General features: G+C 44.5%; 20 protein-coding genes. 9 read left to right on the top strand and 11 right to left on the bottom strand.

The features are described from left to right. Nucleotides 1-63 precede the first annotated feature (63 nt). Together pheT and ACMFL8_RS13225 are read left to right on the top strand one after the other, a co-directional pair. Nucleotides 64-2,478 (top strand): phenylalanine--tRNA ligase subunit beta, encoded by a 2,415-nt coding sequence (pheT, locus tag ACMFL8_RS13230; protein WP_413191244.1) that lies wholly within the window; start codon nucleotides 64-66, stop codon nucleotides 2,476-2,478. A 245-nt stretch (nucleotides 2,479-2,723) separates the two neighbouring features. Further along, entirely contained in the window at nucleotides 2,724-3,023 is a 300-nt protein-coding gene (locus tag ACMFL8_RS13225) for an integration host factor subunit alpha (protein ID WP_010197859.1), read from the top strand. Between the two features lie 223 nt (nucleotides 3,024-3,246). Here the strand turns inward: ACMFL8_RS13225 and ACMFL8_RS13220 are convergent, their stop codons facing one another. Further along, on the bottom strand, nucleotides 3,247-3,603 hold the full coding sequence (locus ACMFL8_RS13220; RefSeq protein WP_189586073.1) for a hypothetical protein: 357 nt from the start codon (nucleotides 3,601-3,603) through the stop codon (nucleotides 3,247-3,249). A gap of 513 nt (nucleotides 3,604-4,116) precedes the next feature. Between ACMFL8_RS13220 and ACMFL8_RS13215 the strand changes: the two genes are divergently transcribed. Further along, nucleotides 4,117-5,004 (top strand): neutral zinc metallopeptidase, encoded by an 888-nt coding sequence (locus tag ACMFL8_RS13215; protein ID WP_194620913.1) that lies wholly within the window; start codon nucleotides 4,117-4,119, stop codon nucleotides 5,002-5,004. A gap of 136 nt (nucleotides 5,005-5,140) precedes the next feature. Here ACMFL8_RS13215 and ACMFL8_RS13210 read toward each other — a convergent pair whose 3' ends face one another. The 3 genes from ACMFL8_RS13210 to trxA form a co-directional block, all read right to left on the bottom strand. Next, nucleotides 5,141-5,374 carry a hypothetical protein gene (locus ACMFL8_RS13210; RefSeq protein ID WP_194620912.1) on the bottom strand — a complete coding sequence of 78 codons (234 nt, stop codon included), beginning with the start codon at nucleotides 5,372-5,374 and terminating at the stop codon, nucleotides 5,141-5,143. Between the two features lie 294 nt (nucleotides 5,375-5,668). Further along, nucleotides 5,669-6,937 (bottom strand): transcription termination factor Rho, encoded by a 1,269-nt coding sequence (rho, locus tag ACMFL8_RS13205; protein WP_010197854.1) that lies wholly within the window; start codon nucleotides 6,935-6,937, stop codon nucleotides 5,669-5,671. Between the two features lie 535 nt (nucleotides 6,938-7,472). Continuing rightward, entirely contained in the window at nucleotides 7,473-7,799 is a 327-nt protein-coding gene (trxA, locus tag ACMFL8_RS13200; protein WP_010197853.1) for a thioredoxin, read from the bottom strand. A gap of 409 nt (nucleotides 7,800-8,208) precedes the next feature. On the opposite strand from trxA, the gene ACMFL8_RS13195 reads away from it, so the two are divergent. Then, nucleotides 8,209-8,922 carry an RluA family pseudouridine synthase gene (locus tag ACMFL8_RS13195; protein ID WP_413191243.1) on the top strand — a complete coding sequence of 238 codons (714 nt, stop codon included), beginning with the start codon at nucleotides 8,209-8,211 and terminating at the stop codon, nucleotides 8,920-8,922. A 93-nt stretch (nucleotides 8,923-9,015) separates the two neighbouring features. Beyond that, nucleotides 9,016-10,599 (top strand): flavin-containing monooxygenase, encoded by a 1,584-nt coding sequence (locus ACMFL8_RS13190; RefSeq protein ID WP_413191242.1) that lies wholly within the window; start codon nucleotides 9,016-9,018, stop codon nucleotides 10,597-10,599. Here the strand turns inward: ACMFL8_RS13190 and ACMFL8_RS13185 are convergent. Then, nucleotides 10,589-11,545: a D-2-hydroxyacid dehydrogenase gene (locus ACMFL8_RS13185; RefSeq protein ID WP_413191241.1), complete on the bottom strand. Its 957-nt coding sequence runs from the start codon at nucleotides 11,543-11,545 to the stop codon at nucleotides 10,589-10,591. The genes ACMFL8_RS13190 and ACMFL8_RS13185 overlap by 11 nt on opposite strands. A gap of 360 nt (nucleotides 11,546-11,905) precedes the next feature. Here ACMFL8_RS13185 and rapA point away from each other — a divergent pair, with 360 nt between their 5' ends. Together rapA and ACMFL8_RS13175 are read left to right on the top strand one after the other, a co-directional pair. Then, nucleotides 11,906-14,794 carry an RNA polymerase-associated protein RapA gene (gene rapA, locus ACMFL8_RS13180; RefSeq protein WP_194620905.1) on the top strand — a complete coding sequence of 963 codons (2,889 nt, stop codon included), beginning with the start codon at nucleotides 11,906-11,908 and terminating at the stop codon, nucleotides 14,792-14,794. 386 nt (nucleotides 14,795-15,180) lie between these two features. Further along, nucleotides 15,181-16,083: an acyl-CoA thioesterase gene (locus ACMFL8_RS13175; RefSeq protein WP_413191240.1), complete on the top strand. Its 903-nt coding sequence runs from the start codon at nucleotides 15,181-15,183 to the stop codon at nucleotides 16,081-16,083. A gap of 129 nt (nucleotides 16,084-16,212) precedes the next feature. Here ACMFL8_RS13175 and mutY read toward each other — a convergent pair whose 3' ends face one another. From mutY to ACMFL8_RS13150, 5 genes are all read right to left on the bottom strand, one after another. Then, nucleotides 16,213-17,448 carry an A/G-specific adenine glycosylase gene (gene mutY, locus ACMFL8_RS13170; protein ID WP_413191239.1) on the bottom strand — a complete coding sequence of 412 codons (1,236 nt, stop codon included), beginning with the start codon at nucleotides 17,446-17,448 and terminating at the stop codon, nucleotides 16,213-16,215. A gap of 100 nt (nucleotides 17,449-17,548) precedes the next feature. Continuing rightward, on the bottom strand, nucleotides 17,549-18,445 hold the full coding sequence (locus tag ACMFL8_RS13165; protein WP_413191238.1) for a GIY-YIG nuclease family protein: 897 nt from the start codon (nucleotides 18,443-18,445) through the stop codon (nucleotides 17,549-17,551). 23 nt (nucleotides 18,446-18,468) lie between these two features. After that, nucleotides 18,469-19,425, bottom strand: coding sequence for a ribosome biogenesis GTPase YlqF (gene ylqF / locus ACMFL8_RS13160; protein WP_210541213.1), 957 nt, complete (start codon nucleotides 19,423-19,425; stop codon nucleotides 18,469-18,471). Nucleotides 19,426-19,556: 131 nt separating this feature from the next. Further along, nucleotides 19,557-22,691, bottom strand: a complete 3,135-nt coding sequence (locus tag ACMFL8_RS13155; RefSeq protein ID WP_413191237.1) for a DUF2339 domain-containing protein — start codon at nucleotides 22,689-22,691, stop codon at nucleotides 19,557-19,559. 172 nt (nucleotides 22,692-22,863) lie between these two features. Beyond that, on the bottom strand, nucleotides 22,864-23,601 hold the full coding sequence (locus tag ACMFL8_RS13150; RefSeq protein ID WP_413191236.1) for a dienelactone hydrolase family protein: 738 nt from the start codon (nucleotides 23,599-23,601) through the stop codon (nucleotides 22,864-22,866). A 161-nt stretch (nucleotides 23,602-23,762) separates the two neighbouring features. On the opposite strand from ACMFL8_RS13150, the gene ACMFL8_RS13145 reads away from it, so the two are divergent. Next, a complete protein-coding gene (locus ACMFL8_RS13145) occupies nucleotides 23,763-24,359 on the top strand; it encodes a YcgN family cysteine cluster protein (RefSeq protein ID WP_413191235.1) in 597 nt (198 codons plus the stop codon). Between the two features lie 7 nt (nucleotides 24,360-24,366). Here the strand turns inward: ACMFL8_RS13145 and ACMFL8_RS13140 are convergent, their stop codons facing one another. Continuing rightward, a complete protein-coding gene (locus ACMFL8_RS13140; protein ID WP_413191234.1) occupies nucleotides 24,367-25,701 on the bottom strand; it encodes a DUF4105 domain-containing protein in 1,335 nt (444 codons plus the stop codon). A 254-nt stretch (nucleotides 25,702-25,955) separates the two neighbouring features. Here ACMFL8_RS13140 and ACMFL8_RS13135 point away from each other — a divergent pair, with 254 nt between their 5' ends. Further along, on the top strand, nucleotides 25,956-26,855 hold the full coding sequence (locus ACMFL8_RS13135) for a CBS domain-containing protein (protein ID WP_189586115.1): 900 nt from the start codon (nucleotides 25,956-25,958) through the stop codon (nucleotides 26,853-26,855). The last annotated feature ends 133 nt before the right edge of the window (nucleotides 26,856-26,988 follow it).

Genomic DNA, 26,988 nt, shown 5'->3' with positions numbered 1-26,988 from the left:
ACAGGTTAATACGTCATCCTTTATTCTAAAATCTTTATTATAAAATTCTGATCCGAGATATTTATGAAAATTAGTGAGCAGTGGCTACGTCAATGGGTAAACCCCAACAATACCAGTGAGCAGTTGGCCGAACAACTCACCATGGCAGGGCTAGAGATTGATGATCGCTATGCGGTCGCCCGTGCCTTTAGTGGTGTGGTCGTCGGTGAAGTCGTCAGCGTCGAGCAACATCCAGATGCTGATAAGCTACGCGTCACACAGGTAAATATCGGTGAAGCTGAGCTGCTACAAATCGTATGCGGTGCGCCTAATGTCACCGTTGGTATGAAAGCACCTGTTGCGACCGTTGGGGCAGTGCTCCCAAGCGATGACAAGAAAGGCTTTAAAATTAAAAATGGTAACCTACGCGGTGTCGACTCTAACGGTATGCTCTGCGGTGCTTCTGAAATTGATTTAACCGATAGCATTGATGGTCTTCTTGAGCTACCAGCTGATGCGCCGATTGGTACAGATATCCGTGAATATCTGGGTCTAGATAACCAAATACTGGATATCTCTATCACACCAAACCGTGGTGATTGTTTTAGTGTCCGTGGTATTGCGCGTGAAATATCAGTCATTAACGACTTGCCAATGCAGCTGCCTGAGATTCCTACCAATGTGGTAGTTACTGATAACGGTGCTGATACTGCTACGCCAGCGGTAACGGTCAGTGCAATTGAAGCGTGCCCGCGTTATTTATTACAATCAATCAGCAGTATTGATCGTAGCATTGATACCCCAAAATGGATGCAAGATGCGTTGGTTCAATCAGGACTACGCTCGCACAACTTTTTGGTTGATGTGACCAACTATGTATTGATGGAATTGGGTCAACCGCTACATGCTTTTGACGCCGATACCATTGTTGGTGATATCGTGGTTCGTTTGGCACATCCTGCTGAGACCATTACCTTGCTGAATGAGCAAACCATTACCTTAACGGGCGATGAGTTGGTGATAGCTGATGATAAAGGCGCTCTTGCTCTTGCTGGTATCATGGGTGGTCAGCGTAGTAGTGTGACTGATAGCACGACCAATATTATTGTAGAAAGCGCTTTCTTTGGTCAGCTTGCTATTGCCGCTCGTGCACGCCGTTTTGGTTTGCACACTGATGCTTCACAACGCTTTGAGCGTGGGGTAGATTTTGAATTACCAGCGCTGGCACTGGCGCGTGCTGTTGATTTGATTACTAGCGTTACTGGTGGTCAGGCAGGTTTTATAGTCAAAGCAGAAAATACTGAGCACTTGCCAGCCCGTGCACCAATCACTTTGCCAATCGCTAAAGTTCGTGATGTCATCGGTATTGAGATTGAGCCAGCGGTTATGGTGCGTATCTTAACCCAATTAGGGTTTGAGGTAGAGCAGCAAGCGGATAGCCTTATTTGCAAGCCGCCTTCTTACCGCTTTGATATGAGTATTAAAGAAGATCTCATCGAAGAAATCGCTCGCATTTATGGTTATGACAATATTCCAAGCGTCCTGCCACATTTGCAGGTAAGCATGGATTATGATGATACGGCAGACTTGACGCACGAGATGAAGCTAGCACTGGTCGATAATGGCTATATGGAAGCGATCAGCTTTAGCTTTAGTGATGCAAAAATAGAAGCATTACTTGATGATGAAGCATTAGGAGAAGTATTAGCACTAGCCAATCCTATCTCTAGTGATTTAGCAGTGATGCGTCGTACTTTGCTATCAAGTTTATTGCCTTGTGTACAATACAATCTCAATCGTCAGCAGCCACGCGTACGTTTCTTTGAAACAGGTCTGAGCTTTGTTGGTCAAAGTATTAGCGATTTGGTACAAACGCCAAGTATTGCCTTGGTCGCAGTCGGTGATATTTGGGATGAGCAAGCTTATCAAAACCGTGCGCTAGACTTTTATGACCTTAAGCACGATATCGAGCAACTGCTACCAGCGCAAATCGATAGCATGCGTATCCGCTACGAGCGTAGTGAACTCGCCTTCTTACATCCGGGTCAAAGCGCCAAACTATATATCGATGATGCGTATGTCGGTTGGCTTGGTCAATTGCATCCTAATACGGCCAAACAGCTAGACTTACCGGCTACTTGGGTCGCCCAATTATCACTTGCACCTTTGCTAACGCTGGCTCGTGAACAGCAGGCGATTACCACGCCAAGTAAATTCCCACAAGTACGCCGCGATATTGCCATCTTAATAGATAGCGAGATCAGTTTACAGGCATTAGAATCGACGATTCGTGCTGCCGCAGGTGAGCTATTGACTGATCTATGGTTATTCGATGTTTACCAAGGTGATAAAGTACCGGCAGGTCAGCGTTCACTGGCATTTGCGTTGATATGGCAGGATAGATCGCAGACCTTGTCTGATGAAGCCGTGAAAACAGCGACTGACAAGGTGGTACAAGCACTAACTGAGCAACATGCTGCAAAACTGCGTGACAGCTAACACACAACATTCATAATAGCCTATGCTCTGTAGCCTTTCTTGTTATGAGGCTATAGAGCATTGCTATTTATAAAGATTGTTATCTTAGATAAAATTTTATAAAAAAAGTTAAGTGGTTATTAACAAAGGATTTTAATTCAGACTTTATTAAAAGAATAACAAAAAACCTTTATACTAACTAAGCTTAACCCTCATACCGCTAAACCATGATATTCGACATCACGACATAGCATAGGAGTCGTACTGTGAGCACCTTAACCAAATCTGACATGATTGAGCATTTGATGAGTCATCTTAACCTGACACGCCAAGAAGGCCGCTGTTTGGTAGAGAATTTTTTTGATGAGTTGTCAGAGAGTTTGATTGATGGCAACGAGGTCAAGCTTTCAGGCTTTGGCAACTTCGAGCTTAAAGATAAAAGCAGCCGTCCAGGACGCAATCCTAAGACAGGAGAGCCCGTGGCTGTATCAGCACGCCGTGTGGTCACCTTTAAAACGGGGCAAAAATTTCGTCAACAGGTTGATGAGCGTCTATTCGATGAATAGCTGTCACTCATCTCTATAAAATTCTGACCAGTGAAAGATCTTATAATGTCGCGATGATTTTTCAGGATCAGTGTGCGTTGTCTATAGCTGTCAATGCAAAGTGTGACAACAAGCATTAAATCTTCTAGCTCGTTATCGAATATATTAAATAATAGGCATAAAAAAAGAGAGCATAGGCTCTCTTTTTTTTACTACAGTATATCTATCGTTGGATACGATAAAATTACTGAGCTGGTTCTTCAACAACAACTTCGTCAGATGCTGCAACAGCAGTATCAGTTTCGCTAGCCATATCTACGCTAGTAGTAGTACCGTCTACAGGAACTTCAGCGTCCATTTCGTCAGTAGCAGTTGCAGCTTGTGCATCAGCGATATCAGCTTCAGCGCCGGCAACAGCAGCGTCAGCATCAGCAGTCATTTCGCCTTCAGCAGCAGCTTCGTTTAGCTCTTCTGAAGCGTCTTGCACTTCTTCTTGCGCGTCAGATAAATCTTCAGCAGCGTTTTCTTTGTTGCTGTCACAGGCAGTTAGGCCCATAGTTGCAGTCATGATACCAGCTAGAGCAAGTAATTTAAGTTTCATAAGGTTTTCTCCGGGAAAATGAAATGAGCAGTAGCAGCAGCAAAGGTTGAATGTCCGAGATGTCTCAGAATTCAACTAGTCTTAGTCACAGCTACTCAGCTTCCACGCATTCTATATGTTTTCTTTTCAAATGAAAAGACCCTGTACAATTGAGTAACAATAAAATTGTAAAAAGTATTTTACATAGCTTATCTAATATAATTTTTAATACAACAACCTCAATTAATCGACGTATAATTAATGCAAATCGAGCCATTTTCGTAACCAATTGGCGAACATTATGGTGTGGCGTTGCCTCTTAAATAGATTCTATTAAACAAGTTTTACTAAATAAAGCAGGTAACAGGTTAATTGCTTATTAGAATGGAAGGATAATCAAAGACTAGAAAAACAGCGGGTAGGTGAGGCATCTATTAAGCATGATTAATAGAGCAAATCGAGTCAACAACTAAACAATATAAATAACTACCCATGCGCATGGCAGGGTGTATCGTATGTTTCGGGAGTAAGAATATGAAATGGCAAGGCAGACGAGGTAGCTCTAACGTACGCACGAGTAGCGGTGGTGGCAAAATGATTGGCGGTGGTATCGGCGGTATTATTATCGCGGGTATTTTGTGGTTAGTATTTGGGGTTAACCCAATGACCGCTTTACAGACGGGCCAAGTAGTAGCAGGTGGCGGTAGCAATACTTCAACCGAGCCGGCGACCAGTGACGATCGTGATACGCAGTTTGTAAAAGTAGTGCTAGCCGACACAGAAGAAGTGTGGCATCAAATATTCAATGAAGGCGGTAGTACTTATCAAGAGCCGTCATTGATACTTTTTAATGGACAAGTTAGCTCGGCTTGCGGTAGTGCCAGCTCTGCAACGGGTCCATTCTATTGTCCAGGAGATCAGACGGTCTATCTAGATACTTCTTTCTTTGTAGAAATGCGGCAAAACCTTGGTATTACAGGTGATCAACAAGGATCAGGTAATAGCGAAAACCAAGGAAAAGCGGGAGATTTTGCGCAAGCTTATGTGATCTCGCATGAAGTTGGTCATCATGTGCAGACGCTATTGGGTATTAGCCAACAGGTTAATGAAGCTCGTCAGCAAGTGACGCGTGCAGAAGCCAATAAGCTCTCCGTATTACAAGAGCTACAAGCTGATTGCTTCGCGGGTGTATGGGCGCAGCGTAATCAAGAACGTGTCCAGTTCTTAGAAGCGGGCGATATAGATGAAGCCATCAATGCAGCCAGCCAAATTGGTGACGATCGTTTGGCGCGTGCGAGTGGAGGCGCGGTAGTCCCTGACAACTTTACCCATGGTACCAGTCAACAGCGTGTTCAATGGTTCACTCGTGGTTTGGAGAGCGGCAATGTGCAGACCTGTGATACTTTTAGTGGGGCGTTATAGACTCACTGGCTTTTGACCAATAAACCAAATGCTAAACACAAAAAAGCCTGCAATTGATTGCAGGCTTTTTTTGTCTTAAAACATTCTAAGCAGAATTATGCGTATACAGAATAAAAGCAGTTAACCTAATTAGAGATTATCTGCTGTTATTTAAAATATAAGCACCAGCACCACCTATTGCAGCACCACCAAGTGCGCCACGAGCGATGTCTTTGCTATCGCCGCCACTTTTGATAAGTGCACCAGCAGCAGCGCCAGCAGCAGCACCTTTAGTCGTGTTACTCAAACCACTGTTGTATCCGTTACAGCCACCCATAATAAGAGCCGAGCTAGTAAGTGCAGTCATTGCAAGAGTTTTAGCAAATTTCATAATGTCACCTGTTGAGTCGTTAAATTTAAAATACAATATACATGATATTTTCGAAGACGTTCTACTATTTCCTATAGTAATCGTTTGGTACCTTTCTAGTCGTGGTAAAAACGCTAATCTTTGCAAATGTACTGTAAAGTATGTTGCCTCACTGTATCGATGGTAGCGCCTTTGCTTAGGATTATTGTATTTAATTCAATAATACGCTAACTGTTTTCGTGTGCCCTAGTTTCTTTAGTTATAAAAAAAGACCGCTTAGAAGCGATCTTTTTTATAATAGAAGTGATAAGACGATTAGTTTTGCGATTTACGTTTCATTTGCTCAAAGAATTCATCATTGGTCTTCGCTTCTTTTAAGCGATCCAATAAGAATTCAGTGGCTTGCACGCCATCCATCGGCTGTAGCAATTTGCGTAGAATCCAAACTTTGCGCAATTTATCTTCATCAAGCAGGCGCTCTTCGCGGCGAGTACCAGATTTTTTGATATTAATGGCAGGGAAGACACGTTTTTCAGCCAAATCACGCTCAAGCGTAATCTCTTGGTTACCGGTACCTTTAAATTCTTCAAAGATAACACTATCCATCTTACTACCAGTATCGATAAGGGCACTGGCAATAATCGTCAAGCTACCACCTTCTTCAACATTACGTGCGGCACCGAAGAAACGTTTTGGACGTTCCAGCGCATTGGCATCCAGACCACCGGTCAGTACTTTACCCGATGAAGGAATGACAGTGTTATAAGCACGTGCCAGACGAGTAATAGAATCAAGTAAGATGACAACGTCTTGCTTGTGCTCCACCAGACGCTTGGCCTTTTCGATGACCATTTCGGCAACCTGTACATGGCGCTGAGGTGGCTCATCAAAGGTCGAAGCAACCACTTCACCGCGTACCGTACGTACCATCTCGGTGACTTCTTCTGGACGTTCATCGATCAGTAGCACGATTAGATAGCACTCAGGATTGTTACGAGTGATGGATTGGGCAATGGTCTGTAGCAACATCGTTTTACCGGCTTTTGGCGGTGCGACGATAATAGAGCGCTGACCTTTACCAATCGGAGCAATCAGATCGATAATACGACCAGTCAAATCTTCAGTAGTACCGTTACCTAGCTCGAGCTTTAGTTGCTCAGTTGGGAATAGGGGAGTCAAGTTCTCGAAGATAAGCTTATGACGTGAACGATCTGGCGTATCAAAGTTGATTTCACCAACTTTCAATAGCGCAAAATAACGCTCAGAATCTTTTGGCGGGCGAATGGTGCCAGCGATACTATCGCCAGTCTTTAGGCTAAAGCGACGAATTTGGCTGGGGCTGACATAGATATCATCAGGGCCTGCTAAATAAGAGCCTTCTGAGGAGCGTAAAAAACCAAAACCATCAGGGAGAACCTCAAGTACACCATCACCGTAGATGGCTTCACCGTTACGAGCATGGGTTTTTAGGATAGCAAAGATGATATCTTGTTTACGGCTACGCGCCATATTATCAAGACCCATTTCTTTGGCGATGGCCAATAGCTCGGCGATTGAGTTTTTCTTTAATTCAGTTAGATTCATAGATAGGTCATTAGCAATTGGTCAGATGAGAGATGCCATTAGCAGCACGAATCACGATATTGATTAAAACAACGATTGTAGGGCGATAGAGGGTGTGGGCACAGAGCTGGATTTATGTAGTAAAAGTTTTATGTGTCAGCTTACGTACGCGTTGCGGGTTTTGCTGCAAGGTCATAAGAAATGAAGATAAAGAAGGCCACATAAGAGTCTGCGTCAAAAACTCAGTATCAGTAATTGTGTTTAGTCATTTCGTTCAGTAATGGTGTTTATAATGACGATTGTGTTTTTGTTGATAAACACGAGGAGAATAGCGACAAGATACTTAGGAAAACCGTTAGTTTTCTCTTGTCAGCAGACTATACGGTTTTCATAATGGCATTGTCAATAATTTTTGCTAAAAAAGTCATATAATTGCGGTTTTTGCATAAAAAACAAGCAAAAAAGCCATTACCTATACAAGATAATGGCTTTTTCGATTAATCTGGCTTTCTGTGCATTTGCTAGTATTTAAACTAGTTAAAACTAGCAGTATCACTTATAGATGTTTATCTATTACTTTAGCCAATTCAGCTTTTGGTTGTAAACCCATTACTGAGTCAACTTTTTCGCCATCTTTGAATACAAATAGCGTTGGGATGTTACGAATACCAAAACGGCTGGCTGCTTGTGGGTTGTTGTCCACATCAACTTTGACGATTTTGATTTTGCCTTGATACTCAGATGCTAGGTCTTCTAGAATAGGGGCAATTGCTTTACAAGGACCACACCACGTTGCCCAAAAATCTACCAATACTGGTACATCTGATTGTAAGACGTCTTGGTCAAAATTTGCATCGGTGGTGTTAACAATAAGGTCTGACATAATTTTTCTCTCTTGTTTTATTATTTCTATCGCTACTCATCGACATGCATATTGGTTTAATAATAGATTGGTCAGTAGCTAAAGAAGCGTTAAGAAGTGGTGAAAATGTGCCATTATATTAACATGTTTGCCCAGATTTGACAGATACAGGCCGGTTAAATTGCTCAACAATTACTATTAGCACAATAAATCAACACATAACGACACAAGTACTGTTTTACCTGTCACCTTTGCCATCTATTGTCGTTTTAGCTCTGTGCTCGAACATGGTTCTCATGGTTTGGTTCAGTCTCAACTTTTAGCAATAAACCTTATGTCGATAGGTCCGTTTAGATGCAATCTTCGGCTTAGCATTTTTAATGCATGACAGTATTTATTCTCAAGCTCAACAATATAAGTAGCTTCTTTTATGCCTTTTACTGATGAAAAAATCCTAACCCTTAACGCCCAAGAAAGCGCCTATCCGCTTGAGTTCTTCAAAGCGTTCGCGAAAGACGTTACCGTTTACGAGGATGACGATATCTGGGTGGTCGATAAGCCAGCAGGACTGCTGAGTGTCGATGGCAAAACGCTAAAGGTGAGTTTGCTGGCGCGACTAGAGCGTGCCAATCCTGCGGTTAAGTTGATTCACCGACTGGATATGGATACCTCTGGTTTATTGATTTTTGCAAAAAATGCCGCTGCGCAAACCAATATCAGTAAGCAGTTTATTGAACGTCTGCCGCAAAAAAAGTATCAAGCACGGGTTTTTGGCGCATGGGAGAGCGTGGGTGTAAAAGGCAAAATCTCAGTGCCAGTACGCTATGAGCCAAGCACCAAACCGCGCCACATCGTTGACCACGACTGGTCAAAGCACGCGCTAACCTTGTATGAAGTGCTTGCGCATGAAGACTGCAACGGTCAAACGGTCACGCGAGTGATGTTAAAACCAGTCACTGGGCGCAGTCATCAGTTGCGCGTCCATATGGTGCACGTCGGTCACGTCATGATAGGCGACCCCATTTATGCTGAAGGGAATGCATTGACAATTGCGCCACGGCTCAATCTGCATGCGCAGCAACTGCGTCTCAAACATCCGGTACTAGGTGCGTGGATGGACTGGGAGAGTCCCAGCCCTTTTTAAGGCGTCTGCTTTGCGTTATAGGTTGTTTAAACATTATTACCAATATTATGTTATGGGATAAAAAGTAAGTAAGCTAACTATAGGGATAAAATTATGCTTAATATCACTGCGACCAGACAAGCCATCAAGAAGCGCTTTAAACGCAAAAAATCACCAGCAGCGCCGCCAGTAGATTGTGATGTGCTTATCGTCGGTGCAGGGCTTGCCGGTATCGGGATGGCCTGTCAATTACAACAACGCAAGTCAAAAAAGAAAGTGAGTAAGCAGGCAAAAACGCCACCATTTATCGTATTAGAAAAGCGCTCGGATCTAGGTGGTACTTGGGATTTATTTACATATCCTGGTATTCGCTCTGATTCTGATGCCTTGACCTTTGGCTATAGTTTTAGACCATGGTTGGATCATCGAATGCTGGCAGCAGGTGAAGACATTAAGAGTTATATCGCTGATACGGCGCGTGAATTTGGCATTACTGAACATATTCGCTATCAGCATGAAGTGCAGCAGCTGTCGTGGTCAAGTCGTGATCAACAGTGGTCAGCCACGATCAAAAATCATGTGAGTGGTGAGGTGTCTACGTTGACCGCAAACTTCGTCGTCGGGGCAACCGGCTATTATGACTATGAGCAGGGTTATCAACCGCATTTTGAAAAGGAAGAAGATTTCCAAGGTCAAATCGTCCATCCACAGCATTGGAACAACGTTGATTATCATGATAAAAAAGTGGTCATTATTGGTAGCGGTGCCACAGCGATGACGTTGTTGCCTGCGATGGTCAATGAAGACGATGGTCAATGCGTGCAGCACGTCACGATGCTGCAACGTTCGCCGACTTATGTGGCAAGCGTACCTGGCGATGATTATGCGCTTGAGTGGCTATCTGCTAAATTTTCGCCTTTATCAAAACAGCAAGCTTATACGCTATTGCGGGCGCGTAACGTCTTAAGACAGCAAGGCGTTTATCAGTTTGCTGCCCATGCACCGAAAGTGTTAAAAGCGTTATTAACCTATGGCGTGAAAAGAGAGTTAAAAGGTAGTGGTGTCGCTGTTGATCATTTTGTTCCTGCTTACAATCCATGGGATGAGCGACTCTGTGCGGTGCCAGATGGTGACTTATTCAATACCTTGCACAGCAAAAGAGCAGGGGTGGTCACTGACCAAATCAGCCACTTTACTAAAACGGGCATCATGCTTGAGTCGGGTAAACATCTCGATGCTGATATTATTGTCACCGCAACGGGATTGAAGCTGCAAATGCTCGGCGGCGCGTCATTGTATATTGATGGTCAGCCAGTCAAAGTGGGTGCACGTATGACCTACAAAGCAGTCCTAGTTGAGGATGTGCCCAATATGGCCGTGATGTTTGGTTATATCAATGCTTCGTGGACTTTAAAGGTAGACTTAGCTTCTCAGTATATCGTACGGCTACTTGATTATATGCAGACCCATCGTTATCAGGTCGCTGTGCCACAAGCTGAGACCAAGCGTGAAAAAGTACAAGTTCAGTCAGATACGGTGATGGGTGCGCTATCGGCGGGTTATATTAAGCGAGCTCAGGACGAGTTACCCAAGCAAGGCGATCGCTACCCTTGGCATGTGACGAATAATTATGTCAGCGACCGCATTATGCTCAAACACCGTAAAATAAAAGACGACTGGTTACGTTTTAGCCGTTAGCATTTTGGTGGTCATCAATAAAGTCAGCGACTTGGTTGCTTAGCATTTGCCATAAGGTTTCTTGCGCACTCTTGCTGCCCCACGCATTGTGCGGACTAAATATGACGCGTGGATGGTTAGCAAGGGTCAATAAAGGGTCGTCTTTGACAATCGGCTCTTGCTCAAACACGTCGCTGGCATAGCCGATGATTTGCTCATTATTGATGGCATCGGTCAGTGCTTGGCTATCGACAACGCCGCCGCGAGCCACATTGACGATAAGTGGTTGCTTGGTCATTTTTGCCAGAGTATCTGCATTAATGAGATGCTGGGTTTGCTCGTTTAATGGACAATGCAAGCTCAGCACATCAGTGCGGGCAAGCACCTCATCAAACGCGGTATAGTCGTCACTACGAGGCGTACGCTCCTGATGTTCCGCCCACAATACCGTCATGCCAAAAGCGCGGGCAATCTCGGTGACGCGTTTACCAATAGTGCCGACCCCAATAATCCCTAGCGTTTTATCTTCCAAATCTATCAACGGAATATCCAGCAGGCAAAAATTACCGTTTGCCTGCCATGTGCCGTCAGCGACTTTTTGATGATAATAAATACCGGCACGCATAGCTGTCAGCATGAGCATAAAGGTATGCTCAGGCACGCTTTTAACCGCGTAACCTGCGACGTTATATAGCGCGACATTATGCTCAACACAAGCCTCTTGGTCGACGTTATTCATACCGGTCGCTGTCAGCTGGATAAGCTTCAGGTTGGGGAGTTTGCTTATTACGTCAGCGTCAATTTGGACTTTATTGGTGATGATAATATCAGCGTCTTTGCAGCGCGCCAAAATGACCTCATTGTCTTTTGGCGTGTCATCATAAATCACATAATCACTGATGCCTGTCGGTGCTGGCAAGTCGACGCCATCAGAAAACGTACCTTTATCTAAAAAAACCGCTTGCATGGCTATTCCTTATCTCATTGTTATTTTAAATGGGTTTGCATGATTATCGGCTTAATGTAGCATGTTGTTGAATGGTTTTTAATGATGAGTCGTTATCTTATTATTTTATATGACCAACTTATGCTTGGCATTGAAATAATCTTGCATCAATCTGCTCTTGAAAAGTCAACTTAACGCACTCATCTAGCCGCTAACGTTATATAATGGTTCGGCCAAAACGTTGGCTTGATTTATGTGGCTGCTTTGCACTGACGTTTTTTGACGGGTAGCGGCGTGAGTAAGTAACCTTTGCCAGCATTACTAGCCACCATTGCTATCTACCTATTTTCTTATCATCTGAGTACAAAAAGACATCGCCTTATGACTATCTCTATCGCTTCATTGCACAGCACCGAATTCGCCGTTGGTCAACGTTATTTATCTGATACGGAGTCCGAGTTGGGCTTAGGTGTGGTCATCGATGTAGACGACCGATGTGTACATATTTTATTTCCGCAAAGTGAAGAGACGCGCGTCTATGCGAAAAACTCCGCGCCATTATCACGCGTGGTGTTCAAAGTTGGCGATAGCATTTATGACCAAGATGGCAAGTGCTATCTGGTCAATGCGGTTGATGAAGTGATGGGCGTGCTCAAATACGGTGTCGATGAACACGAGCGCGGCATTATGGAAACCCGTCTCGCTGCCAATATCACCTTGGCTAAGCCGCTTGAGCGTCTGCTAGCTGGTCGTATTGAGCGCGGTGATTGGTACGAGCTGCGTCAAGATATCTTGCGTATGCAATCGGCGCTTGCTGGTCATCCACTCAAAGGCATGATGGGCGCACGTGTCGATATCATTGAGCATCAGCTCTATATCGCCCATGAAGTTGGCAAACGTATTGCACCGCGTGTGTTGCTCGCTGACGAAGTGGGTCTGGGTAAAACCATCGAAGCGGGTTTGATTATCCATCAGCAGTTGTTAACGGGCAAAGCTGAGCGTGTGCTTATCCTAGTGCCAGACAGTCTACAATATCAGTGGATGATTGAGCTGCGTCGTCGCTTTAACTTGAATTTTGCGCTGTTTGATTTGGTACGTGCGGCAGCCATTAAAGAACACGATCCTGAACAAAATGTCTTTGCGACTGAGCAATGTATCATTGCTGGTATGGATCTATTGCTCGATCATCCTGACTTGTATGATCAAGCGATGGATGCAGGGTTTGATTTATTGGTGGTCGATGAGGCGCATCATCTGCATTGGGACGAGGCGCAAGGTGGCAACGATAAATATGACTTGATTGCTGACTTTGCCGAAGAGACACCAGGGGTTATGCTACTGACAGCGACGCCTGAACAGCTTGGGGCACAAAGTCACTTTGCTAGATTGCGTTTGCTCGATCCAGATCGCTTTGATGATTTGGATGAGTTTATCGATGGTCAAGAAGCCTTTGCTGAAACGGCTGCTGTCGCTGGTGTGTTAATCGAAGATAAGCCTTTGAGTGACAGTCAAATTGCCGCGTTAAGCAGTTTGCTAGACATCAGCATGGATGAGTTGGCAACGATTAATGATGATGAAAAATTGCGCACACATGCGCTCAATGAGCTATTAGATCGTCATGGTACAGGCCGTATTTTATTCCGTAATACTCGTGAAAGTGTTAAAGGGTTTTATGGTCGTAGCAGCCAGCCGTATCCACTGGCATTACCTGCCGCATGGATAGACAGCTATCAAACCAATGGCAAATTGCGCGAGCAGCTGTGGGGCGAAGAAAATCAACCTGATGGTGGCTGGCTAGAAGACGATCCACGTGTGCCATGGTTGATTGAGATTTTGCGCGGTGAGCTTAAGCATAAAAAAGTATTACTGATTGCCCGTAGTGGCGCGACCGTTGAGAGCTTGGAGGCGGTATTACGTCTGCATGCAGGCATTAAGACGGCTATCTTTACTGAGCAGATGACATTGCTTGAGCGTGACCAAGCAGCGGCATTCTTTGCCGATAGTGAAGGCGCACAGATACTATTGTGCTCGGAGATTGGCTCGGAAGGTCGTAATTTCCAGTTTGCCAGCCAGCTGATACTATGGGATTTACCCGCCAATCCAGATACTTTGGAGCAGCGTATCGGTCGCTTAGATCGTATCGGGCAAACACAACAAATTATGCTGCACGTGCCTTATGTACAGGGCACAGCGCAAGAGCGATTGTATCATTGGTATCACGATGCGCTGAATATGTTTAATCAGATTTCACCGACCGCGCAGAGCGTGCAAGAGCAGTATATCCAAGAGCTTAAGCCGATGCTTGAAGGCGCGGATACCGATGCTAATCGTACGATTCTGCAAAGTATTATCGAAGAAGCACAACAGACGCGATTGGGGCTAGAGGCGCAGCTACAAGCGGGTCGTGATCGCCTATTAGAATATAACTCGTGCCGTCCCCGTGTCGCTGGTCGTATCGCGGACGCCATGCGTGATTTTGATGGTCATAATCTATTGCCGCAGTTTATCGAGCGCTTTTTTGCCTCAGCCAATATTGATCACAATATCCAGCGCGATGGCTCGTGGGTGATTGCCCCGATTGATAGCACAGAGATTAGTGATTATATCGATGGCTTGCCACTTGGTGATGAAGACGGTATGACCTTGACCTTTGAGCGTGAGCAAGCACTACAGCGTGAAGATATCGAATTCATCACTCATGAGCATCCATTGATGCGCGCTATCTATGAGCTGGCGAGTACCAGCACCTTTGGTAATACCACGGTTGCGATGCTAAAAAGTTCTGCTGTGCCACAAGGTATGGTACTGCTCGAAGTGAATTTCCGCGTCGAAGCGATTGCGCCGAGATTGCTCAATTTGCCAGCGACGTTGACGACACAAAATATCCGTGTGTTTATCAGTGAGCAAGGCAGTGATTTATCCGCCCGTATCAGTGCCGATATGATCATGCCGCATATTGAACGTCTGGATAAAAACCGTGCCCGCCAAGTGATTAAAGTACGTGGCGATGTGATTGAGCAGCGTTATTATGAAGCCGAAGACATTGCCCGTCAGCAGCTTGCAGAGATTGGTGAGCAGGCGAGCGCCCGCTTTAGCCAACAGTGGTCACGTGAAATCAAACGCCTAAAGCACCTACAAACCATCAATCCTAACGTCCGTCCTGCAGAGATTGAGCGTCTTGAGCAACTAAAAGCCCAAGGCGAGCAAGCCTTGAGTAATTTATCGCTAGTGCCAGACTCTATCCGCGTGTTAGTGGCAGTAAAACCATAAGTTAAAAGTCTGATATAAAAACGAGGTATTTAATCGTCTCGTTTTTTGTTCATTTATCATAATTGATATTATGTGCTTTATTCGCTAAGTTAGTGCATTAGACGGATACTGGTGGATACACCGCCATTATCTAGTCAAAGCTCACAATTTTGGGTAAGATGTTGACCTTCTTGCCGAATAATGAATGTTTAATCATCGCGATACTTCATCGGTATTTTTTGTTCTAAAATCTCTCTTGTGTATTTTCAGCAAGTGATTTCATATTATTTTACATTCAACCGCAAAGGATCTTGCGCGATATCATATTGATATCGTTGGGTGCATGTTTTTAGATGCTCATTTTTAGATGCGTAGCGTTTTTGATAAAAATAAGGAAACATATCGTCATGTCCGATTATTCGCAACTGATTGATGAGCTGCTAACTACGGTGGCGCTTATCGAGGTTACTCCTGATGTCTTTGAGGGTAAAAGCCATGATTATGTTGGCAGTCGTATTTTTGGTGGACAAGTCCTTGCCCAAGCCATCATGGCAGCGGCGCATACACTAGATAAAGAAAAACCCTGTCACTCACTGCATGGGTATTTTTTGCGCGGTGGGGATATCACTCAGCCCGTCATTTATCAAGTGCGCCGCCTACGTGACGGTCGTAGTCTGTCTGCGCGTGAAGTGACCGCGATTCAATATAAAGAAGTGCGTGGCAAGCCACCAGTTGAGCAAGTGATATTTTCGATGATTGCTTCATTTTCACCGATGGAAGAGGGCTTGGAGTATCAAGAAGATATGCCAGTCTATCCGCCGCCTGAAGATTTGCTCGCCGAGCAGGATTTAAAAGAAGAGTATGTCGGTAAAGTGCCAGACGCGCTCAAAGCCCGTTTTATGCGCCGTCGTCATGTCGAGATTAAGCCAGTCAAACCGCGCGATCCGATTCATCCAGAGCCGATGAAACCTAAACAGGCGAACTGGTTGCGCATTCGTGAACTGGGTAAGCAGCCCATTGCTATCCAGCAAGCACTATTGGCATTCTCTTCTGATTTTTATCTGGTGGGAACCGGCCTGATGTCGCACGGTGTCAGCTTTATGACCAGCGGCTTACAAGCGGCCAGTATCGATCATTCGATGCATTTTCATCGCAATTTTGATTTAAATAATTGGCTATTGTACGACATGTGGAGTGATACCACGTCTAATGCCAAAGGCTTAAACCATGGGCAGTTCTGGCAAGATGGTAAGCTGGTGGCCACTGTGCAGCAGGAAGGATTGATGCGCTTGCGAGTGCCAAAGTCTTAAGCTTCTAGTACTTCATAAATAAAAAAAGCGACTCATGATTCATTGTGAGTCGCTTTTTTTATGGTGTATGAGGTGGTTCTTTAATCAGTTGGTCTAAGCATGATTGGTATGGAGATATAGCTTATATGATTATTCTAAAATCTTAACCATCGCTCGTGGCAATCCAAGCGTTGCCTGCGCATCATCAGCATTTAACCAATGAATATTAATCTCTGCTGCTTGTAAGGCTTCGGTTATTTCGGCAGTTTGCTTAGCATTTAAAGTCACCGACTGTGGTGTCAAATACCAATGGAAATGGGTCAGCGAATGCTTAATAGGAGCGTCGTCTAATAAAGTTTTACTGACTGCTTTTGCTGCTAATTTATGCTTATCTAACCACTCGTTAATAATTTGCTCAGCAGTGGTAAATTCTGTTTCATAAATTTTTTCATTGCTAGCAACTTTTAATGGTTTATCATCGCTGACTTCTGATTTTTTAGCAGTTGTTTTGCCACTTACTTTACCGTCAATTTTTTCAACAAACTGCAATGGCAAACTCCACAGTCCGCCCCAAATGCCATTATCAGGGCGTTGTAACCACAATATATTGCCATCAGAATTTTTAATTAACAGTGCATTGCTAAACTTGCTAGGTTTAGGCTGTTTTTTTGCTTTGACTGGATAATCCGTCTCGCGACCTTGCGCATGGGCAATACAATCCTCTTGCAATGGACACAATAAGCAAGCGGGTTTGCTACGAGTACACAACGTTGCGCCCATATCCATCATCGCTTGGGCAAATAGTCCTGAGTTCTCTGTAGGTGTCAGTCGCTCTGCCAATGCCCACAGTTCTTTGGTCGTTGCAGACTTAGTAATGTCTCCGTCAATCGCTGCCCAACGTGTGATTACTCGTTTAACGTTGCCATCGCAGATAACGCCATAATGATGCAAGCCCATCGCCATAATGGCACCAGCGGTAGATGGCCCAACACCCGATATCGCTTCCCATCCTGCTAGTGTCTGCGGAAAGTCGCCCGTCTCATCAATGACTCCGACCAATTGCTTCGCGCCTTTATGCAAATTACGCGCTCGTGCATAGTAGCCAAGCCCTGCCCAATGCTCCGCCACAGTATCCCAGTCCGCTGCTGCTAAATCCTGCACTGTCGGAAAGCTGTCCATAAAACGGGCAAAATAGGGTAGCACTGTCGTTACTTGTGTTTGCTGTAGCATGACTTCTGATAGCCAAACGATATAAGGATTTGGCGTATCGGTTTGATGCTGCTGCCAAGGCAAGTCATGGCGACCGTTTTCGGCAAACCAATCGAGCAGGCGCGGGGCGAGGGAATTGAGGTTAGTATTGGCATGGATAAAATTAATAGCTGTCATAGGCAATGGGCGAACAATTCAAAAGTAAGAAGTTTATATGAGGGTCGCATGTTGGGATTAAAGGCGTTAGCGATAAACACTATCTAAAGTTTCACCTGATTCATTTTTCCATACCAACCAACCAACCGTTAGCATTACGTCCAGTAACTATCTGAGCTGCGCCACTCGGTGTTTTAAAGAGATAATCTTCTTTGAGTTTATAAGACTTACTATCATACTCAACTAAAAGATTACTAACTATCATCTCTTTTTGTTTATGAGCTCCCCATTTCCCTACTGAATTTATTTGCTTTTTACGTAACAATGAACCTGCTAATACTACAAAGCCATCATTGTTATAATAGCCTTGCGCCTCGGCATCTATTGCTTTGCAATAAAATAATATGGGATCAGGATAATGAGAGATTTTGTCAGTCTGCTTTGCCACTTGATTAACATGAGAGGCATCGGCAGTTATGTTTTCATTGTTAAAAAAATTGATACTCAAAGACTCAAAAACAGGTTGCCCTAATGTTGATAATAAAACATCAAGAGTGTGAAATAGTTCTTCGCAGTCAGCTTTTAATGGATCAGGCGTATGCGGTCGATTACCACTATTTCCATTTTTAATTTCATAGCGTCCAACTTGAGTAGCAGTCGCTATAGCCTTATGTTCCATATACAGCGCATGGGTTTGGGTCATGGAATTGTTGGTCGATAGCATGACAAAAGCCCGTGTCCAAAAATCCTTATCATCGTGTTGATTGAGACGCCTTTTAAGGTCACCAGTTTGCCCAACATAAAGCAAAGGTTTTTCTGTGCTTTCTGTTTCACCAATTAAGAAATATAAGCCCACTTGATTAGCATCGGGCATCGCAAAAAAGTCATCAATGTGAATGCGTGGAATCTCAATAAGACGCACGGTACGCGTAGTCATCTCTGCCAAGCGCAACCCGCGAGGATTACCTTTTGGCAGATAAATTTGAATAGTTTTAGCTGATGGTATTAATGGATTCATAGTCGCTTATATTATTGGTGGACCTACTTCCGATTCTTTCGCGTTTTCAAACGACGCAAACGCTTCTCTTCTTCTTTAGCAATTCTTTTTTCTTCTGTAGCGAGTCTTTGTTCAGCGACCACGAGTTCTTCAGCCTCGGTCATTGCTGGCGTTTCTAACGTAATGCGCCCAATTTTAGCGCTACGTAATTCATTCACGAGAATCTCAGACATGCGGTACGTATCGACTTTATTGCCCGAACGTACACAACCGCGATTACGTCCAGCGACTTCAAAAAACTCCCAATCTGTCTTAGGTAATTCTTCAATTTTATAGCGAGTTTTTAGCAGCTCAGGATAGGCATGCATCAAGTACTCAGCGGTGTAACTGGCCACATCAGCGAAGTCAAAAGCCGTATCACGAATACCACCAGTCGCTGCCAAACGATAGCCAGAGTGTTCGTTTTCGACTTTTGGCCATAGCATTCCGGGGGTATCATAGAGCATGATATCGTCGTCCAGCTTAATCAGCTGCTGCGACTTGGTCACGGCTGGCTCATCACCTGTCTTTGCGACAGCGCGTCCCGCTAAGGTGTTAATCAAGGTGGATTTGCCAACGTTTGGAATGCCCATAATCATGGCTTTAATCTGACGACCCGTACCAACTTTATTGGGCACCAGTTGTTTACAGATGGCGATGATACGTTTTACATCGTTGGCTTTCTCGGTATCGCAAGCAATGGCTTTGACACCGCTTTGCTGCTCAAGATATTCCATCCACGCTTGGGTTAATTCTGGATCAGCAAGGTCGGCTTTGTTCAGGATTTTGATGACAGGTTTTTCGCCACGCAATGCCGCAACCATTGGGTTTTCACTACTATAAGGGATACGCGCATCGATGACCTCGATGACCAAATCCATCTGCGGCATGATTTCTTTGATTTCGTTACGGGCTTTGTTCATATGCCCAGGGAACCACTGAATACTTACTCTCTTATCCATCTGCTTTCATAACCTTTTATAAAAAATGCTAAAAGTAAGACAATCAACGCTTACTTTCTAATGGTGTCCAGTTTACTACAGAACCACATTGCTCACGGCACAATTTCACTTAACCAGATTTGTCATTACGCCTAATTTTGGTTTTCTATTTCTTCGCGTGCTGGAGGCAAGGGAGCGAGATAGCCAATCAATAGTATCAAGCTGCCTGCACCAAGGAAGGATATCACTCGCCAAATCGCCTCAGTCTGTGACAAATCGACCAACACCAATTTAAGCACAACGATGCCCAGTAGCCCGATGCCCATAAACCAAAGCGCACGCTGCCAGTAGCGACTGGCGATGATGGTGGCGACTAAAGCCAAGAGCGTCCATAAAATGGTTAGCCCCGTCTGTACTTGCTCGCTACTCCATGCGTCTGTAGTCCATAGCGGTGTAGCGATAAAGGCGTGTAGCGTCCTGACCAACATGCTAGATATCAACCAAAAACTGATAAGCCCCAATACAATTAGTAAAGTATCAGTGGTGAATATACGCTTGGATTTGACATCGGTATTTGATGCAATGCGCCTCTCGTCACGGCGATGTTGGCTCATGTAATATAGACTGCAACCAACGAATAGCGCGAGCCATGAGGTAATGTCGTATAAGTTTAGCAGTGGGAAGTAGGGCAGTCCCCAGATCATGCCATCGTAAGACCAGTTGGTAATGACGACCCAAAATAAGGCGATAGATGCGAAGATAGCCGCGCAGCTTAATAGCGCTTGTTGCCAATCAAACCAGTACAGAAAACCTTGATTTAACACTTCATGCGTTTGCGTGTTTTGCTGACGATAACCGGAATCACGATAGCTGAACCATAATCCTGCTAATATCAAAATGGCTGGAATCAAGATAGCCATCACCCCAGCTGAATCTGCGAGTCCATAGTGAGCTGCGGCAGCGATGACTAAAATTCCAGCGCCCAACCAGCTCGCGCCATCGTAGCGTGACAATTCTGCATGGTCGTACCACGTCTTTAACCACAACTGTCCGATGACCAACCCACCAATGATTAGGCCAGTAAACAACAACCAATCTGCTGTCTGCCATGCTAAATGGAATTCGAATTTTTGCGGTAGCTGTAAAACGAGCATGAGATAAAACACCACTAATAAGCCGTGACTAAACTGTCTGATCTCTGCCCACGAGCGATAACGATTGATGACCCAATAAGTACCCAAGCTGATCAGTGCTGAGATTGCAATCAAAGTCGTCGTTGCCAATGTCCAACTGGTAAACCATTGATTAAAATCAAGCAGCAATACTTGTAGTAGCCAAGCCATAGCAGTAAAAGTTAAAAGCCGTATTAATAGAGGACTGCGCCAAACAAGATTAAATACGTTGCTTTGGCTATTGATTGAGGTTAGCCATTGCTGCGCGGCTTGGGCGCTGATACCCAGTGCATTGGCGTAGGTTAATATCGAATCTGACGTGGTGGTTTGCTCTTGAGAGTACATTAAGTTGCTATTTAATTCGCTATCCAAGCCGACGTTTAAACTAGCCGGCGAGTTGCTAGCGCGTAAAATAAACACAGTGGTTAGATAAGCCATCGCCGAAATGGTTAAGGCCAATGTTTGATAGTCTTGAACGGCAAAGACCACTTTTATCATCAACATGCCTATACTGATTAGCTGCAATAGTAAACCAAATAACACTGACCAAGCGCGTAGCGAGCGTCGTCCGAACCACACCAGTGCCAATCCTTGTACCGACCAGCCAAAAGCAATCCATTCGGCATCTAATGCCAACGGAATGACCAGCGCCAAAAAGCCAAAGCCTAATGCCAACATGCCCTCGGTAATTAAGGCATAACGCTGACTGCGCTGGACAAACACCCAGCCGAGTCCTAAATAAATGACTGCTAAAACTGCGCTAGTAATGGTTAAAGCGTTAGGGATGTCATCTAATAAGGCAGCAAATAAGCCAAATGCCAATATCGGTACTGAAAACAGTAAGCCCGTATCAATGGGAAATACATAGCCGTTATTTTCTGAATCAACTTTGCCCACGTTATCTGCGTTGTTTGCGTTATCTGTATGAGAGGAATTTTCTTCATTAAGAATGTTATAGGCGATGATTTGCTGTGCGTAGCGAATGACGACAAATAGATAAAGCAGTAGGTGCAAGGTAACCAATACCACCAATGACCAACGCTGCGTTTCAACGACAGCACTCAAATCCTCACTTATGCCCCAGTAGTAAGCCAGCCCAAATGTCACGACCACACCGAATAGGTTGAGTATTTTCCAAGGGCGGTAATGCGCGATAATCGCAATCGTCACGTTCAAAAGTAAATAATAGCTGAACAATGTTACTAAGCTGCCAGTATCGTTACCGGTCAAAATAGGCGCAAAAAAACCGCCCGATAATGCCAACAACGCTAAAGGAAAAGCGTTTTGGCGTACGGCGAGGGCAATAGTAATGGCAGATAATAACCCAAGCCCGATAAAGCTCGGTAAACTTGGGATAATTTGATAGACACTATAAGCAAAAAAGGTACTCAGATAAGCAATGGCTAAGCCTGCACCTTGTAAGGTAATCCCATACGAGAAACGTTTTGCCGTTAGCTTTAACCCCAGTGCTGCCAATCCCAGTCCTGCGATGCCGATAGTCATGAGCTTTGCAGTAATCGAAATCTCTATATACTCGCTCAGCAAGCGTAGCAGTAGCACCACACCTACGAGCAATACCAAGACGCCAACGCGCACGACCAAATTGCCACCAAAAAACCAGTTTTTGATTGAATGAATCAATGAAGTAACGATAGGCAGTGAGCGTTCATCAGGCTCTATCGGTGCGCTTGGTTTCGCTACCAGTGTGTTGTTTTTTGTGGTTATTGAGGCGTGATTATTTATAGGTTTATTATCAGAGACGTTTGGGGTTGCCTGTGTGATGAGACTTGCAGTAACCATGGGAAGTGGGGGCGGCGATGGAGGTAACAGAGGTGACGTACTATCGGTAGACAAATTTTGTGCAGCAAAACTTGTCTCTTTAGATGTGCTGTCTTCATGAGAAGTCTCGTGCGCATAAACGCTTTCATCAGCCGAACGAGTCAGTGAAGATGCCATACTATGGTCTTTTTGCTGCTCAAGCTCCGCTTGCAGCTTTATCACATCACGGCGCAAATGCTCGATTTTTCGAGTTATTCTAGTATATAACGCGACAACCACAATCAATAAAATGGTAAAAGCCAGCCACCCCAATTGGGTCACTAATAGATATAACATCCTCGTCACTCAATCCAGCTTATAGTAAAGTGATAATGACCTGATTTGCTCAGAAGTACAAGACTGGTCTGATTACTCATCTAAGAGACAGTGGAGAAAACGAGACTCAAAATAAAAGGGCAGCTTAATAGTTAAGCTGCCCTTTTTGATGATCTTTATACCAAAATATTCTTTATGCTAAATTGGCTTTCATAAACTCAAGCATGTTTTCCCAGCTTTGCTTGGCAGCGGCTTCATTATAGCCAAGATCTACCTCATTTTTAGCGGCACGCTCATCGGCATGTGGGTTGGTAAATCCGTGCTTAGCATTGTCATAAACGTCGATAGTGTAGTCAACGTCTGCTGCATCTAGCTCTGATTTTAGACCTTCGATTGCCTCCATGGATACCATCGAGTCATCACGACCATGAGCGACTAATACTTTGGCTTTGAAGTTTTTGTCTGCTGGCTGTTTCGCTGATGGGTTGCCATGGAAAGTCGCAACTGCTTTTAATGGCATACCGTCACGCGCCATATCGAGAACAACTTTACCACCGAAGCAGTAACCGATTGCCGCTAAATTATCGCCATCGACTGCCAACTGATCACTGAAATCATTGAGAATCAAGCGGCAGCGTGCCATTAGCATATCTTGATCTTCTAATACTTGCTCCATCCACATGTTGGCTTGGGCTGCATCTGTGGTTAGTTTGCCTTCGCCATAGACATCCATAGCGACTGCTGCATAACCTGCTGCTGCCAAGCGTTCGACCACTGATTTTGGATGTTCGACCACGCCCCACCATTCTGGTGCGACTAAAATACCTGGCACTGAGTTATCGTCTGATGCGTTTTCTGGCAATGCCACATAGCTAATAAGCTCAACACCATTTTCGGTTGTACTGATTAATTCGAAAGTCTTAATTGACATATTATTGTCCTTTTTTATGTTGTAAGTTTTATTTATTCGTCATTGTGAGGGTTCGTTTTTCTGACTTGTACTACCTTAACGCCCATACTCAGTAAAAACAGCTATAATACTGTAACGCTCTTTATCAAAATGTCTCTTTATAAAAAATCGACTACAATGCTATGACTATTAACTTGTTAAATCAATCTGCTGCCAATTTAAACGCTGATGCTGTTCAGCCGCTGAAATCAGACCCAATCGTGAGCTTGTTTCCTGACAGCGAATCGGATGAAGCGTCTGAAACATTGCGCCCACATTTTTGGGAACGCTTTAGCTTAGATAAATTAAACCATAGCGAATGGGAAGCGTTGTGTGATGGCTGTGGCAGTTGCTGTTTGATTAAGTATATCGATGAAGATGAGAATGGCGATGTGGACGAGGAGTTGGTCGAATACACCGATGTCACCTGCCAGCTGATGGACTGTGCGACGGGCTATTGTCAGCACTATGACACGCGCCAAGAACATGTTCCCGATTGTATTCAGCTGACCATGGAAAATTTGCCGCAGATGATGTGGCTACCATCGCACTGCGCTTACAAGCGATTGTATAAAGGACAAAACCTGCCGAGTTGGCATCTGTTACTGACCCAAAATGCAGTAGAGACTCAGCAGAAAATGCGCGCTGTCAATGTGGGCGTAGCAGGTCGCTGTGTCTCTGAAATTGGCATGTCTGATGAAGAGATGGAGACGCGTGTGGTGAATTGGGTTAAGCCTTAATCTATGATTATTTAGACGCTTGAGCTGCAGATTGGGCTTGTGCCTCAGCGCTTGCTTGCGAATCAGCCAAGGGCGGAATAGGAATGCCTTGGCGAATTTGCGTAGAAAATTCGCGACTGTTAATACCTGATTCTAGATTAGATTGATTGTCAAACCCACGAACTTTTGGATTAATATGGGTGCGCTCGTACCAAGTGTCCATCGACCAGTTTTGCTCGCCTTGCTGTTCTTCATTTAATTGGGAGTTGGTATCGAGCATGCCGACGTCATAGAGATAGTTTGGTAGCCAGCCTGAGACCCAAATTCGGTAATCCCACGGCAGACGGTCGCCGCTGACCAGACGCGCCATATAAAAGATAATATTGGTACAGTTACTGGTCAAGGTGTTATACCACGCAGGCTGAGCATTTAGCTCATCGGCAGCGGTTAGATAAGACTCAAATAATGATTTGACCTCGCGTTGCTGCAAATGGCTAACCGGCAATAGATAAACTTGCTCACCGCGTTTATTCGTCCGCGTATAGATAATATCGCGCTCTTCGGCCGCAATCAGGCTCAGCTCATAACGTCTAAAAAATCCTGCGAGCGCCGAAAAAGACTCGCCTTGTTCTTTGCGAATCTCAAATGAGAAAGCGAGCGGTCTATCATCTTCAAAACGAAAGCTCACCAAAGTATGGGCAATCAGTGGCCCCATCCAATAAGAGTTCGCCACATCGACGCCAGACAATTTTGACATATCAATCGTCCGTGTCTCCCAGCGTGCCGTCGCGTCGTCTTCGGTATGCCAATCAAAGTTGCGGACATTGGTGAGCGTAATCAAATCGGGATTGTTCGGGTCACGCTCATAAGTGATTTTTTGGCTGACTTCTGGCATCCAGTCGCGTTGTTGCTGGGGTTCGATAGACATAAACCAACCAACACCTAGGCACCAAATCGTCGCGTATAGTCCGATTAGCCATTTGACCTTTGTTTGCTGAGTCGTGGTTTTTTTGCCGCTAGCTTGTCTGTCCGCTGTTATATTCTGAGGTGCTTGCTTAGCATCATTTGTCCAATAACGCATAAAAAACAAAGCGCTAAGTACGCCAACAATGACGATAGTTGCCAGCCACGTTATAGCTGAGTGCGCGCCAAACTGATACCAAATCGCCAATAGTAACCAGACTGCTGATAGCAGCAGTGTGACGGCGATAAAAAACCGCACAAGACGATGTCGCCACTTATGTTTTGGCTGCTTACTGTCTGATGATGCATTCTCTAAGTCATGATTTGCAAGACGACTGTTTGCCGCAGAGCTATGCGAACCAATCGAGAGTAAGCGAGGAAAAAGGGAACGTAGCGACATAGGATTTTTTTTGATGAGTAAAGGCTTTGACCATAGCAAAGTTTATAACACACTGACAGTACAATTTGAGTGAATTTGTCGTTGAATGTCTTTGAGCCTTGCGATAAAGTGAAGCTAATTTAAACTGGTCTATGTATTTATTAATCATAAACGACTGGTTTTATTTAGTACTTTAATCCCCATCTACATTTTTACGATATTAATGTTTTTACGATATTAATTACCATTAACTAAAGAGGTTAAATCACACCACCATGTCTGACGACACTCCCAGCCCGAGTAGTTGGTCGATGCGCGGCTTAAAACGCTGGCTATCGACCGCCCCCGAAACCCGTGATGAACTGATTCGTTTGGTACAGGATTCGCGCCAGTTCTTAGAGCCTGATACTGTGGACATGCTAGAGGGCGTGCTCGATCTGCCTGCGACACAAGTGCGCGAGATCATGACCCCGCGTCCACAAGTGATTGGTATTCACGAAAGCACCAGTCTTGCTGAAGTGATGGATATCATCCTTGAAACCACCCATTCGCGCTATCCCGTCTTTGACAGTCAAGATGATGATGCGGTCATTGGTATCTTATTGGCCAAGGATTTGATTCCTATTCTCGTCCATATGGTGCGTGACCAAGAAGATAAAATCGATAGCAAGCGTCTAAAAGATTTGGTACGTCAGCCACTTTATATTAGTGAGACTGCGCGTTCTGATACTTTACTGCGCTCACTACAGCGTACCCAAGTACATATGGCGATTGTGGTCGATGAGTTCGGTAACTTTGGCGGTGTGGTCACCATGGAAGATTTGTTGGAAGAAATCGTTGGTGATATCGTCGATGAGCATGATGACTTCGATGAAGACAGTGATATAAATAATATCATCGCTGATCCCGACAAACCAAATACTTGGCGTGTGCAAGCATCGACAGTCATTGAAGACTGTAATGATGAGCTTGGCAGTCGTTTTGATGATACCGATGTCGATACCATGGGCGGTCTGGTCATGCAGGCACTGGGTTATGTAGGCGACCTAGAAGGCGAGAGTGTAATGATAGACGATTGGCAAATCACCATCACCGATGTGGAAGGTCGTTTTATTCAAAACCTAGAACTGACCAAAACGAATCCTGAGCAGCACCTATTGATAGGCAGTCATTAATGTATTTTTGACGTTATTGTCATACGTGCCATTCATAAGTTTGATAACGCACTGATAATTTTTATAAAAACACGATTGCGATCGTGTTTTTTGCTGTCTGTCAGTTACTTTCAATAGCCACTTTTAATAGCCA

It is taken from the genome of Psychrobacter sp. AT9 (assembly GCF_047272965.1).
GTDB classification, from domain to species: Bacteria; Pseudomonadota; Gammaproteobacteria; order Pseudomonadales; family Moraxellaceae; genus Psychrobacter; species Psychrobacter glaciei.
Note: the sequence above shows the minus strand (reverse complement) of the source record. Positions and strands in the feature narration are given on the sequence as shown.